Consider the following 13,636-nt stretch of genomic DNA (forward strand, 5'->3'; position numbering starts at 1 on the left):
CGGCCGCCAGCATCTTATTTGGCCCCTACCATGACCCGCACCAGCCTGACCCAACTTGAAGCCCGCGACGATTTCATCTCGCGCCATATCGGCCCATCGGACACCGAACAGCAAGCCATGCTGTCGAAGCTCGGCTACGCATCGCGCGCCGCGCTGATCGACGCTGTCGTCCCGGCCAACATCCGCAACAAGAGCAAGCTCGCGCTGGGCGAGTTCTTCAACCCGATGCCGGAGCAGGAAGCGCTGGCAAAGCTGAAGGCGATCGCCTCGAAGAACAAGGTCATGAAGTCGGTCATCGGCCAGGGCTACTACAACACCTTCACGCCGACGGTCGTGCTGCGTAACATCTTCGAAAACCCGGCCTGGTACACCGCGTACACGCCTTACCAGCCAGAGATTTCGCAGGGCCGCCTTGAAGCGATCCTGAACTTCCAGCAGGTTGTTACCGACCTGACCGGCATGGGCATCGCCAACTCGTCGATGCTCGACGAAGGCACCGCCGCCGCGGAAGGCATGACCCTGATCCAGCGCGTCGGCAAATCGGCATCGAACGTATTTTATGTTGCTGACGACGTGCTGCCGCAAACCCGCGAGATCGTCGAAACCCGCGCCAAACCGCTCGGCGTCGAAGTGCGCACCGTGGCTGCCAGCGAAGTCGAGAACCTCAACGAAGCATGCTTTGGCGTGCTGCTGCAATACCCGGGCGTCAACGGCGAAGTGCGCGACTACCGCGCCGCAGTCGAGAAGCTGCACGCCGCCGGCGCGATGGTGATCGTCGCCGCCGACCTGCTGGCGCTGACCCTGCTCACGCCTCCGGGCGAATGGGGCGCCGACGTCGTCGTCGGCAACAGCCAGCGCTTCGGCGTACCGCTCGGTTTCGGCGGCCCGCACGCCGGCTACCTGGCCACCCGCGACGAATTCAAGCGCAGCATGCCAGGCCGCCTGGTCGGCGTCACCATCGACGCCCAGGGCAACAAGGCCTACCGCCTGGCGCTGCAAACCCGCGAGCAGCATATCCGCCGCGAAAAAGCCACCTCCAACATCTGCACCGCGCAGGTCCTGCTGGCCGTGATGGCATCGATGTACGCCGTCTACCACGGCCCGAAAGGCCTCGAGCGCATCGCCACCCGCGTGCACCGCCTCACCAGCATCCTGGCGTCGCAGCTGGTCAAGAGCGGCTACACGCTCGCCAACAGCACCTGGTTCGACACGCTGACCATCAAGACCGACAGCGCCGACCAGCTGCACGCCACAGCTGAAGGCAAAGGCGTCAACCTGCGCCGCATCGACGCCTCGCACGTTGGCGTATCGCTCGACGAGACCACCACCCGCGAAGACCTCGCGCTGCTGCTGTCGATCTTCGATGGCGCGGCTACGCCCGACATGGATGCGCTGGACGCCGATGTGGATGACGCCTTCCCGTCGGACCTGGCCCGCACCAGCGCCTACATGACGCACCCGACGTTCAGCCGCTACCACGCCGAACATGAAATGCTGCGCTACCTGCGCAGCCTGGCCGACAAGGACCTGGCGCTCGACCGCACCATGATCCCGCTTGGTTCGTGCACGATGAAGCTCAACGCCACCAGCGAAATGATCCCGGTCACCTGGCCAGAGTTCTCGTCGATCCACCCGTTCGCGCCCGACTCGCAGACGGTCGGCTACCGCGAAATGATCGGCCAGCTCGAAGCCATGCTGTGCGCCGTCACCGGCTACGCCGCGATCTCGCTGCAGCCGAACGCCGGCTCGCAAGGCGAATACGCAGGCCTGCTGGTTATCCAGGCCTACCACCAGTCGCGCGGCGAAGGCCACCGCAACATCTGCCTGATCCCATCGTCGGCGCACGGCACCAACCCGGCATCGGCCAACATGGTCGGCATGAAGGTTGTAGTCACCGCCTGCGACGACAACGGCAACGTCGACCTCGACGACCTGAAAGCCAAGGCCGAGCTGCACAGCAAGAACCTGGCCTGCGTGATGGTCACCTACCCATCGACCCACGGCGTGTTCGAAGAAGGCATCCAGGAACTGTGCGAAGTGATCCACGCGCACGGCGGCCAGGTCTACATCGACGGCGCCAACATGAACGCGCTGGTCGGCGTCGCGGCGCCGGGCAGCTTCGGCGGCGACGTCAGCCACCTGAACCTGCACAAGACCTTCTGCATCCCGCACGGCGGCGGCGGACCTGGCGTTGGCCCGATCGGCGTTGGCGCGCACCTTGCCAAGTTCCTGCCGAACCAGCGTTCGACCGGCTACACCCGCGACGAGGCAGGCATTGGCGCGGTCAGCGCAGCGCCGTACGGCTCGGCCAGCATTTTGCCGATCTCGTGGATGTACATTGCGATGATGGGCGGCGAAGGCCTGACCGAAGCGACCGAAGTCGCGATCCTGTCGGCCAACTACATCGCCCGCCGCCTGGCGCCGCACTATCCGGTGCTGTACACCGGCCACGACGGCCTGGTCGCGCACGAATGCATCCTGGACCTGCGTCCGCTGCAGGATGCGACCGGCATCAGCAATGAAGACGTTGCCAAGCGCCTGATGGACTTCGGCTTCCACGCACCGACCATGAGCTTCCCGGTACCGGGCACGTTGATGATCGAGCCGACCGAAAGCGAATCGAAGGCCGAGATCGACCGTTTCATCGACGCGATGATTGCGATCCACGCCGAGATCGTCAAGGTCGAGCGTGGCGAGTACGACCGCATGGACAACCCGCTCAAAGGCGCGCCGCACACAGCGGAAGTGGTGATGGCGGACGACTGGCAGCACCAGTACACGCGTGAAGCGGCGGCATTCCCGGTAGCGTCGCTGCGCAAGCAGAAGTACTGGCCGCCGGTAGGCCGCGCCGACAACGTGTACGGCGACCGCAACCTGTTCTGCGGCTGCGCACCGATCAGCGATTACGAATAAAGGGGCAGTTCGGCGGATGACGCTGCGCTCTTCCGCCCTACGGTCAGCGATGACGTAGGGCGGAAAAGCGCAGCGTCATCCGCCGTTTTTCGTTAACCCTTCGCTTCTCCAGCACTGATATCAACATCGTCACCCAACCAATCCGCCGGATAAACGCCCGCATCGACGTAACGATGAAACGACGAATACGGCCAATCGCGCACATTTCGCACTAACCCGTGCTTGTACGGGTTCAGATGGATGTAATCGAAATGCGCCGCATAATCCCGATCATCCCTGATCGTGTGTTCCCAGTACCGCTTCTGCCACACGCTGCGCCCGATTGACTTCGAGAACTCGGTCTTGATCGCCCGCCACCGTCCCGCATAATCCCAATCCCCCTCCGGCAGCGTCCACATCGCATGCATATGCTCCGGCAGCACCACCCAAGCCTCAATCCGAAACGGCCGCGCGTCCCTCACCTTGCGCACGGCCGCCCTTAGCTCGTCCACCCGCTCCACCAGCACCCCGCTGCCCCGGTCCGCCAGGTTGACCGTAAAAAAATAAGTCGCCCCCGCCTCAAGGCTCCTCCGATAATGCGGCACATTAAACCCGCTTCGACGCCAGCCGCAAGTGCCCGCGCTTCGGCTCCACCTCATCGAGCTTGAACGCCGCCACCGCCCGCGACAAGCTATGCGCCTGATCCTGCAAACTCTCCGCGGCGGCGGCGGCTTGCTCCACCAGCGCCGAATTCTGCTGCGTCATCTCGTCCATCTGCACGATCGCCTGGTTCACGCCGACGATGCCATCGGCCTGCTGGGCACTGGCATGGCTGATCTGGCTGATGATGTCGCCCACCTGCTGCACCGAGCTGACGATGTCGGCCATGCTGTATCCCGCCTCCGCCGCCGACGCACTGCCGCCGTCGATCTCCGCCACCGTCAGCGCGATCAGCTCGCGGATCTCATGCGCGGCTATCGCGCAGCGTTGCGCCAGCGTGCGCACCTCGCTGGCCACCACCGCGAAGCCCTGCCCATGCTCGCCCGCCCTCGCCGCCTCGACCGCGGCGTTCAGCGCCAGGATATTGGTCTGCGCCGAAATCGCGTCGATCACCTCGACGATCTCCGCTACGCGGCACGAGCTGTCCTTGATGCTCGCCATCGTCAACACCAGCCGCTCGACCACGTTGCCGCCCTTGAGCGCGACCGAGGACGCGTTCTCGGCCAGCTTGTTGGCCAGCTCGACGCTGCTGGCGGTGCGGCTGGCCGTCGCAGTGAGCTGCTCGACCGACGACGCCGTGTGGTTCAGCGAACTGGCCTGCACCTCGGTGCGCGTCGACAGGTCGGCATTGCCCAGCGCGATTTCGCGGGAAGCCGTGTCAATCGAGCGGGCGGAATCGAGAATGGTTTTGAGCGTGGCGTTGAGGTTGCGGATGCTGGTGTCGAGCACGCGCGAGGTCTCGGCGATCTCGTCGCGCCCGTAGACGCGCTCGCGCACGGTCAGGTCGCCGCGCGCCAGGTCGCGCGCAGCCTGGCCGATGTCGCGCACTTCCCGCAGCAGCGCGCGCCGCACCGCCACCGTAATCGCCAGCGACAGCACGACCGACAGCAGGATCACCACCGGCATCAGGGTCGCGATCCGGCGAAAATCGCTGGCCGCGCTTTGCGACGCCGCTTCGCTGAGCTGCTGCTCCTTGCGCAGCATCTCGCCCAGCCGCAGCGACACCACGTCGAATGCCTTCTGCGCCTTGGACATCGCATTGGCGCTGATCGAGCCGTCGTCGCGCGAGAGCTCGATCACGTCGAGCACCGCGCTGACATACACCCGGTACGCCGCGGCCGCCTCGCTGATGGAACGCCGCTCGCTGCTGCCGGCCGGCGTGCTGGCCGCAAGGCGCCTGAACTTGATGTCGATGGAACGATGGCGCGCGTGCAGGTCGCGCGCCAGGGCGCCGGTTCGCTGCGCGGTAAAGCTGGCGTACTGCCAGGTGAGAAGCTGGTAGATGTCGGTGTGGGCCTGGTGCGCCGACGAGACCAGGTCGGAAGCCGCGCGTATGCTGGCCGCACGCTGCTCGACGATGATCTCGAGCGACTGGTTTTGACGCACCATCGCGTAGTAGGCGCCGCACGAGAGCACGATCAGCAGCACCAGCACCACGCCAGGTGCCAGCAAAAGCTTTGGGCCGATTCGTAATCTGCTGAGCATGGGTGTCTCCCCGGAACGCAGGGCGACTCATATAATTTCCCATGCGCATCTTGCACTGTACTCCCGGCGGAAAGCCGGAAGCTTGCGCTAGATCAACAGCGTGAGGCTGGGGGAGCCGGCCGGCGAGTGTCAGCCGGGGTGCGCGTTACGCCAGCTTGGCGGCGTGCTCGCGGGTCGCGTGGAAGGTCAGCTTCGGCCAGCGCTCCTGCGTCAGGCGCAGGTTGACGTTGGACGTCGCCAGGTAGGCCAGGTTGCCGGCCGCGTCATAGGCGACGTTGTGGCCGAGCGCCGCTTCGAAGTCGGCCAGTACCCGCTTGTCGTCGCCCGACACCCAGCGTGCGCTGCTGATGCTGGTGCCTTCGAAGACGGCATCGACGCCGTATTCGTTGAGCAGGCGGCTGGCGACGACTTCAAACTGCAGCACGCCGACCGCGCCCAGGATGATGTCGCTGCCCTGCACCGGCTTGAACACCTGCACCGCGCCTTCTTCGCCCAGCTGCTGCAAGCCCTTGTGCAGCTGCTTGATCTTGAGCGGGTTACGGATGCGTACCGAGCGGAAGAAGTCCGGCGCGAAGTACGGAATGCCGGTGAAGACGAGCTGCTCGCCTTCGGAGAAGCTGTCGCCGATCTGCATGTTGCCGTGGTTCGGCAAGCCGATGATGTCGCCTGCGTAGGCTTCCTCGACCTGTTCGCGCGACGATGCCATGAAGGTCACCACCGACGACACCTTGATCTCGCGGCCCAGGCGCAGGTGCTTGACCTTCATGCCGCGCTCGAAACGTCCGGAGCACACGCGCAGGAAGGCAATGCGGTCGCGGTGGGCCGGGTCCATGTTGGCCTGGATCTTGAAGACGAAGCCGGTGAATGGCTGCTCGTCCGGCGCGACGTCGCGCACCGTCGCATTGCGCGGTCGCGGCGCAGGCGCCCAGTCGACCAGCGCCGACAAAATTTCGCGTACGCCGAAGTTGTTGATTGCCGAGCCGAAGAACACCGGCGTCTGCACGCCAGCGAGGAACTGCTCCAGGTCGAACGGGTGCGAGGCGCCGTGCACCAGCTCCACTTCGGTTTTCAGCTGTTCGATCTCGAGCGGGAACATCTCGGCCAGGCGCGGATTGTCGATACCCTTGACGATCTCGAAGGCGCCATCGGCCTTTTCTTCGCCGGCGCGGAACAGCATGATCTCGTCGCGCAGCAGGTGGTACACGCCGCGGAAATTCTTGCCCATGCCGATCGGCCAGGTGACCGGCGCGCACTGGATCTTCAGCACCGATTCGAGTTCGTCGAGCAGTTCAAGCGGGTCGCGCGTTTCGCGGTCAAGCTTGTTCATGAAGGTGACGATCGGCGTATTGCGCATGCGGCAGACGTCGAGCAGCTTGATGGTCTGCGCTTCCACGCCCTTGGCCGCGTCGATCACCATCAGCGCCGAGTCGACCGCCGTCAATACGCGGTAGGTGTCTTCCGAGAAGTCCTGGTGGCCCGGGGTGTCGAGCAGGTTGATCACGTGGTCGCGGAATTCGAACTGCATCACCGACGAGGCCACCGAGATGCCGCGCTGCTTTTCGATTTCCATCCAGTCGGAGGTGGCGTGGCGACCGCTCTTGCGCGCCTTGACCGTGCCGGCCATCTGGATCGCGCCCGAAAACAGCAGCAGTTTTTCGGTCAGCGTGGTTTTACCAGCATCCGGGTGGGAGATGATGCCGAACGTGCGGCGGCGCTGCACTTCGCGCGCAATGACGGCCGGCGCCTTGGCGGCGCTGGCGCCGGATTCTGGTAGTGCTGCTGCGATATCGTCGGACATGGTCTGAGCCAGTTGGCTTCTGCGAAAAACCTTCGATTTTACCGTCTCTTGCCCCCTGTGTGTGAACAGAATGGCGCACCGGGACCAGTCCCGCTGTGGCATTGTCAGCATTTTGTCAGGATTACTTCAGGGAAATGCAAGCTTGAGTGTTTATACTGGGCAACATATTCCCTCAATGCACCTTCCGAGCACATAATGAAACGACAACGCGGCGTTACCCTGATCGAACTGATGGTTACCGTGGCAATCATCGGCCTGCTGTCGGCGATCGCTTATCCGGCCTACGGCCAGTACGTGCTGCGCGGGCACCGCAGCTCGGCGCAAGCCTACCTGCTGGACCTGGCGCATGCGCAATCGCAGTACCTGGCCGACAACCGCGCCTATGCGGACTCAGCCGAGGACCTGGGAGTGGCTACGCCGGCGTCGGTCGCGGAGCGCTATGAAATTGCCATTGAAACCGGCGCCACCCCGCCGACCTACACGATCACCGCTACCCCGATCACGACAGGCCCGCAGGCGGGCGATCCTGAGCTGACCATCAACCAGGCCGGCACCAAGACGCCGGGCGACAAGTGGTAACGCCGCCGGTAGCGCGCCGCCGGGCGCGCGGCTTCACCATTCCCGAGCTAATGACGGGCATCGCCATCATGGGCATCATGGGGGCGGTCGCCGCGCCATCGTTCTCCGACCTGATCGACGCCCAGCGCGCCAAGGGCGCCGCCTCCGACATCTTCACCTCGCTGCTGCGCACCCGCAGCGAGGCCATCAAGCGTAACGCGCCGGTCACCATGACGCCTGCCGAAGGCGGCTGGGCGGCTGGCTGGTCGGTGGCCCACCCCACCAACGACGACGTGCTGCTGGAAGACCGCGGCGCCGTCAACGGCGTTACCGTCAGCGGCCCGGACAGCGTCACCTTCCTGCCGAATGGCCGCCTCAGCGGCTCCGACGCGCCCGCCTTCGACGTCGCCGCAGCCGGCGCCGACAAGCACCGCTGCATCGAGGTCGACCTGTCCGGCCGTCCCTACCAAACACCCGAGGCCTGCCCAGAATGATGCCCAGCTCCCCGCACCTGCTGCGCCAGCGCGGCACCACCCTGGTCGAAGTGCTCGTCACCGTTGTCGTGCTGGCCTTCGGCCTGCTCGGCATTGCCGCCTTCCAGGCCAAGGCGCAGGCAGGCTCCCTGGAAGCCTACCAGCGTGCCCAGGCCGTGGTTCTGCTGGAAGACATGCAGGCGCGCATGTCCGGCAACCCGGAACAGATTGCCGCGTATGTCACCGAATCGCCCCTCGGCACCGAAGACACGCCGGGCGACTGCAGTGAAGCGGAGGCCGGCAGCGCGCGCGACAAGTGCGAATGGAGCACCGCCTTGCTAGGCGCGGCCGAACTGAAAGGCGCTGACGGCGCCCGCGCTGGCGCGATGCTCGGCGCGCGCGGCTGCATCACTGAGATCCAGGCCCTGAGCAATACCGCAGGTGCATGCCGCTCCGGCATTTACCAGGTGACGGTGGCGTGGCAGGGACTGCACGCCACGCGCGCGCCCAACCACACCTGCGGCGAGGGCGCGTACGGCGACGACGAAACCTTGCGCCGCGCGATCGGCATGCGCGTCGCTGTCGGCGTGCCGACCTGCCAATAACCGGAGCCGTTCATGACTTCCCACCGCCCCGCCCTGCTGCGTGCCCAGCGTGGCTTTTCGCTGACCGAACTGCTGATCGCCGCCACCATCGGCCTGGTGATCCTGGCCGGCATGTCGACCCTGTTCGTCAATAACAGCCGCACCCAGGCCGAAATCGAAAAGGCCAACCGCCAGGTCGAGAACGGCCGCTTCGCCATGCAGACGCTGAGCTCCGATTTGCGCAACGCCGGTTTTTACGGCGAGTTCGATCCGACCATCCTGACCTCGCCAGCGGCCGTACCCGATCCCTGCGCGGCGACGGTCGCCGCGCTCAAGGAGGCGCTGCCGCTGCCGGTCCAGGGCATCGATAACGCCACCACCGCTCCCAGCTGCCTGCCTGGCCTGGTATCGGGCACCGACATCCTGGTAGTGCGCCGCACCGACACCTGCGTGGTCGGCACACCCGGCTGCGCGGCCCTTGCCGATGGCGGCCCGTACTTCCAGGCTTCGCTGTGCGACAACAACTTCGAGCTCGGCTCGGGCGACAGTGCCAACTACTACCGCCTCGATGTCACCACCTCGACACTCAACCGGCGCCAGCGCAACTGCAACGCCAGCGCCAATACCGGCACCCTCGCCGTGGTCCGGCGCTACCTGACCCATGTCTACTACGTTGCCAGCGACGACCGCGAAGGCGACGGCGTGCCGACCCTCAAGCGCGCCGAGCTGGGCCTCAGCGGCACCACGCTGGCCATGACCGTCGTGCCGCTCGTGAACGGCATTGAAAACCTGCAGCTGGAATATGGCCTCGACACCAACGGGGATGGCGTCGCCGACGTGTTCAACGCCAATCCGGAAACGGTGGGTGGCTGCGCGGCCGCCGACTGTGCGATCGCCAACTGGCGCCAGGCGGTGTCGGTCAAGCTGAACCTGCTCGCGGTAAATCTGGAACCGACCACCGGCTACGTCGATGCCACCAGCTACGTCCTCGGACTTGACGCCGCCGGCGAACCGATCGAGATCGCTGCCAGCTCGGACGCTTATAAGCGCCACGTGTTCCAGTCGCTGGTCGCGATGCCCAACCCAGCCGGAAGGAATATGCCTTGAATTCGCCTCGCAACCAACAGGGCATGACCCTGATCATGGCGCTGATCATGCTGGTCGTACTGACCCTGCTCGCGCTGACCAGCTTCAACCTGAACCAGTCGAACCTGCAGGTGGTCAGCAATATGCAGCAGCGCGACGAGGCAGTGGCCGCCGCGCGCGAAGTCATCGAAGAGACCATCAGCAGCACCGCGCTGTTCAACTCGCCTGCCAATGTCCTGACCGATCCGTGCGGCGGCAACAACCGCCGCTGCATCGACACCAACGGCGACGGCGAAACCGATGTGACGGTCGCGATCACGCCAACGCCAACCTGCGTCAAGGCGCAGCCGGTCAAGGTGACGGAGCTGGACGTCGCCGTGGCCGACGACCGTGAATGCACCGTCAGCGTCGACCAGGGACTGCACGCGATCGAAGGCGCCAATACCGGCAATTCCACCTGCACCAACAGCATCTGGGATGTGCATGTCGTGGCCACCGATGTCGTCACCGAAGCCCAGGTCGAAGTCACCCAGGGCATCGCGGTGCGCCTGCCACAAAACACAGTTGCCAACAAATGCCCAATTTAAGCGAGGTCGCCATGAAACGCAGCACTGGAAAGAAACTCTTGGCACTCACGCTGTGCGCCAACCTGGGCCTGGTTGCGCCGCAAGTCGCGCTGGCCGAGGACATCGATATCTTCCTCGGCACCTCGGGCGGCGATACCATCAATCCGCGCATCCTGATCGTGCTCGACAACACCTCGAACTGGTCGCGCCAAAGCCAGCAGTGGCCGGGCGGAAAGACCCAGGGTGAATCCGAGGTCGCGGCGATCAGCACCGTCATCAACCAGTTCAAATTCAACACGACCGATCCGGACGTCAAGAAGGTCAGCGCCGGCCTGATGGAGTTCGTCACCGACGGCAATGCCAATGACAATGGCGGCTTTATCCGCTCGGCGATCCGCGACCTGACCCCGTCCAACGTGGCGTCCTTCGACGCACACCTGAAAACCATCGGCAACAACATCAACAGCCCGACGGAGAAGCGTAATTCGAATACGCCCTACGGCAACCTGATGTTCGACATCTTCAACTATTTTTCCGGCGCCAATACCTATTCAGGCGGGGCCACCAGCGCCGCCAGGGCCGATCTCGGCGGCTATACGACACCGTTCTCGCGCTTCAAGTCGCCGCTGACGGCCGATAACACCTGTGGGCGCAGCTTCGTGGTGTTCATCTCCAATCCGAACTCCAGCGGCCCTGCCGCCGATGACGCCGACAACAGCCTGCGCTTGAAGGCCGCCAACGGCGGCGTGATGCCGCCGCAGATCAAGCTGCCGAACTTTACCAGCACCAGCGTCAGCACCAGCGGCAACGTGGGCACCACCGCAGCCTGCCACGCCTCGGCAACCGCGGCGGCCACCGAGCTGCCATCCTTTGCCACCGCCTGCGCCAGCTTTACCGATGGCTGCAAGATCGGTCCGGTTACCGCCAACGACGGCGCCGTCGCCTGCGCGGCCAACACCAGCAAATACTCGGTGCTGGGCACCGATACCGTCATCACCAACGTGCCGACCAATACCACCACCACCGACAGCAAGCCGTACAACGCTGACGAGTGGGTGCGCGTGATGCACGACAAAGGCGTGCCGGTCCCCGGCACCACCTCCACGCGGTCCAAGGTCACCACGTACACGATCGACGTACATAACAAGCAGCCCAGCGCCGAGCATACTTCGCTGATGCTGAGCATGGCCAAGGCCGGCGGCGGTCGCTACTTCAAGGCCAGCAGCGAAAAGGCGATCGTCGATGCGCTGCGCGAGATCATGATCGAGATCCAGGCCGTCAACTCCAGCTTCGCCTCGACCAGCCTGCCGGTCAACGCCACCAACCGTTCGCAGAACCTGAACCAGGTATTCATCGGCATGTTCCGTCCGGACCCGGCTTCGCGCCCGCGCTGGTGGGGTAACCTCAAACGTTACCAGCTGGTGCGCAGCGGCACCGACATCAAGCTGGCCGACGCCAACGGCGGCGAGGCGGTCAACCCGCTGACCGGCTTCGTGACCCCGTGCGCGAAAAGCTACTGGACGCGCGACAGCGGTCCCTACTGGCAGAACAAGGGCGTCACGCCCGACCCGGAAGGCGCGTGCGACCTGGCCGGGATCAGTCCCTATTCCGATGTGGCGGACGGTCCGTTTGTCGAAAAAGGCGGCGCCGCACAGGCTGTGCGCGAAGGCAACGTGGGCGCCCCTAACGCAGTAACGCAGGCGGTCAACCGCAAGATGCTGACCCTCACGCCTACCGGTTTTGCAGCGATCACGCCGGCCAACACCGGTCTGGACGCCGACCTGGTCAAATGGATCCGCGGCGAAGATGTCTACGATGAGAAAGGCACCGGCGAGAAGACACTGACCCGTCCCACCATCCATGGCGACGTGATCCATTCGCGTCCGCAGCCGATCAACTATGGCGGCACGACCCCGGTGATCTCCGTGTACTACGGCGCCAACGACGGCGCGCTGCGCTCGATCGACGCCGATACCGGTATCGAGCGCTGGTCGTTCGTGCCGCCGGAGTTCTTCTCGCGCCTGACCCGCATCCGCGACAACACCACCCGGGTGCACTTCCCGGGCATCGCCTCCGGATTCACGCCGACGCCGACCCGCAAGGACTATTTCTTCGATGGTTCGATCGGCGTCTACCAGAACGCCGACAATTCCAAGGTCTGGATCTTCCCGAGCATGCGCCGAGGCGGCCGCATGTTGTACGGTATCGACGTCACCAACAAAGACACACCGGTCTTCAAATGGCGTGCCGGCTGCCCGAACCTGACCAACGACACCGGCTGCACCGAAGGCATGAGCGGCATCGGCCAGACCTGGTCAACCCCGAACGCCGCCTTCATCAAAGGCTACTCGACCACGACGCCGGTGCTGGTGGTGGGCGGTGGCTACGACAAGTGCGAAGATGCCGACACCGCGAGCCCGACTTGCACCAGTAGCAAAGGCGGCTTCGTGTACGTTCTCAATGCCGATACCGGCGCCGTGATCAAGACGTTCGCCACTGACCGCGCCGTCGCCTCCGATATCGCACTGGTCGACATCACCAACGACGGCTCGCCCGACTACGCGTATGCGGCCGACACCGGCGGCAACATGTACCGCATCGACTTCATCAACTTCTCGTCGAAGATCGCCCGCACCTCGGCCGACTGGGCCATGCGCAAGGTGGCCTACACCAGCGGCGGCGGGCGCAAGTTCCTGAGCGCGCCAGCGCTGGTCTACTCGCAGAACCACGTCTACCTTGCACTGGGCAGCGGCGACCGCGAGCACCCGCTGCGCGGCGACTACCCGTATGAAAACGTGGTCAACCACTTCTACGTCTACCGCGACAGCCTGGCTGCCGGCGTTGGCACCGAAGCCCAGAACCTCGATGCCATGGCCGACTACACCAACACCGACAGCTGCGACATCGCTCCGATCCTGCCCGACTCCGGGCTGGCTGGCTGGTTCATGAAGCTCAACGCCAACGGCAAGGGCGAACAGGTGGTGACGTCGGCGCTGATCGCGGCTGGCATGGTCACATTCAGCACCAACCGCCCGATACCGAAGCTCGAAGGCAGCTGTTCCACGATCCTCGGCGAAGCGCGCGGCTACTGGGTCAACCTGCTCAACGCGTCGGGTGCGATCGGCGTCAAGGGCGCCTGCGGCGGGCGCCGCTCATCGGTATTCGTCGGCGGCGGCATGCCGGCCTCGCCAGTGTTCGCCGGCTCGGTGGCGCTTGGTAACGGCAGCGTGAAGGACCTGCAGTCGGTCGTGCTGGGTGCGGTGAAGAAGGACAGCGAAGACACCGGCGGCTTCAGCTCGTCGATCGATGCCGACCCGGTTACCCAGGGCGTCTCGCTCAAGCGCAAGCGCGCTTACACATCCACCAAGGGTCAGTAAGACTGAACACCGGCGCCTTGCGCGCCGGTGGTGTTTTGCGGAATCGGCGGATGACGGGCGTCGCCCTCTTCCGCCCTACGCTTAACGGTGTATCGGT

Annotated in this window: 10 protein-coding genes; 7 read left to right on the forward strand and 3 right to left on the reverse strand. The window is 64.8% G+C overall.

The window, feature by feature from the left end; all coding sequences use genetic code 11:
* Positions 1-30: 30 nt before the first annotated feature.
* Positions 31-2,913: an aminomethyl-transferring glycine dehydrogenase gene (gcvP, locus tag I4X03_RS19135; protein WP_223469849.1), complete on the forward strand. Its 2,883-nt coding sequence runs from the start codon at positions 31-33 to the stop codon at positions 2,911-2,913.
* A gap of 92 nt (positions 2,914-3,005) precedes the next feature.
* Here the strand turns inward: gcvP and I4X03_RS19140 are convergent, their stop codons facing one another.
* The 3 genes from I4X03_RS19140 to I4X03_RS19150 form a co-directional block, all read right to left on the reverse strand.
* The gene (locus I4X03_RS19140) at positions 3,006-3,497 is read right to left on the reverse strand and encodes an REP-associated tyrosine transposase (RefSeq protein WP_223469850.1); all 492 of its coding nucleotides are present in this window, start codon (positions 3,495-3,497) and stop codon (positions 3,006-3,008) included.
* Position 3,498: 1 nt separating this feature from the next.
* Positions 3,499-5,097 carry a methyl-accepting chemotaxis protein gene (locus I4X03_RS19145; RefSeq protein ID WP_223469851.1) on the reverse strand — a complete coding sequence of 533 codons (1,599 nt, stop codon included), beginning with the start codon at positions 5,095-5,097 and terminating at the stop codon, positions 3,499-3,501.
* A 145-nt stretch (positions 5,098-5,242) separates the two neighbouring features.
* Complete coding sequence (locus I4X03_RS19150) at positions 5,243-6,895, reverse strand: peptide chain release factor 3 (RefSeq protein ID WP_223469852.1); 1,653 nt, start codon at positions 6,893-6,895, stop codon at positions 5,243-5,245.
* A gap of 195 nt (positions 6,896-7,090) precedes the next feature.
* Between I4X03_RS19150 and I4X03_RS19160 the strand changes: the two genes are divergently transcribed.
* From I4X03_RS19160 to I4X03_RS19185, 6 genes are read left to right on the forward strand one after another with little or no spacing between them, the layout of a single operon-like run.
* Complete coding sequence (locus tag I4X03_RS19160; RefSeq protein ID WP_307735383.1) at positions 7,091-7,474, forward strand: type IV pilin protein; 384 nt, start codon at positions 7,091-7,093, stop codon at positions 7,472-7,474.
* Positions 7,468-7,947 (forward strand): GspH/FimT family pseudopilin, encoded by a 480-nt coding sequence (locus I4X03_RS19165; protein WP_223469853.1) that lies wholly within the window; start codon positions 7,468-7,470, stop codon positions 7,945-7,947. Before I4X03_RS19160 ends, I4X03_RS19165 begins: the two co-directional genes overlap by 7 nt.
* On the forward strand, positions 7,944-8,531 hold the full coding sequence (gene pilV, locus I4X03_RS19170) for a type IV pilus modification protein PilV (RefSeq protein WP_223469854.1): 588 nt from the start codon (positions 7,944-7,946) through the stop codon (positions 8,529-8,531). The genes I4X03_RS19165 and pilV overlap by 4 nt, the downstream gene beginning before the upstream one ends.
* Positions 8,532-8,543: 12 nt before the next feature.
* Positions 8,544-9,617 (forward strand): PilW family protein, encoded by a 1,074-nt coding sequence (locus I4X03_RS19175; protein ID WP_223469855.1) that lies wholly within the window; start codon positions 8,544-8,546, stop codon positions 9,615-9,617.
* Positions 9,614-10,183, forward strand: a complete 570-nt coding sequence (locus tag I4X03_RS19180; RefSeq protein WP_223469856.1) for a PilX N-terminal domain-containing pilus assembly protein — start codon at positions 9,614-9,616, stop codon at positions 10,181-10,183. Before I4X03_RS19175 ends, I4X03_RS19180 begins: the two co-directional genes overlap by 4 nt.
* Positions 10,184-10,194: 11 nt before the next feature.
* A complete protein-coding gene (locus tag I4X03_RS19185; RefSeq protein WP_223469857.1) occupies positions 10,195-13,539 on the forward strand; it encodes a pilus assembly protein in 3,345 nt (1,114 codons plus the stop codon).
* Positions 13,540-13,636 lie beyond the last annotated feature (97 nt).

Source organism: Massilia soli, assembly GCF_016809835.1.
Classification (GTDB): domain Bacteria; phylum Pseudomonadota; class Gammaproteobacteria; order Burkholderiales; family Burkholderiaceae_D; genus Telluria_A; species Telluria_A soli.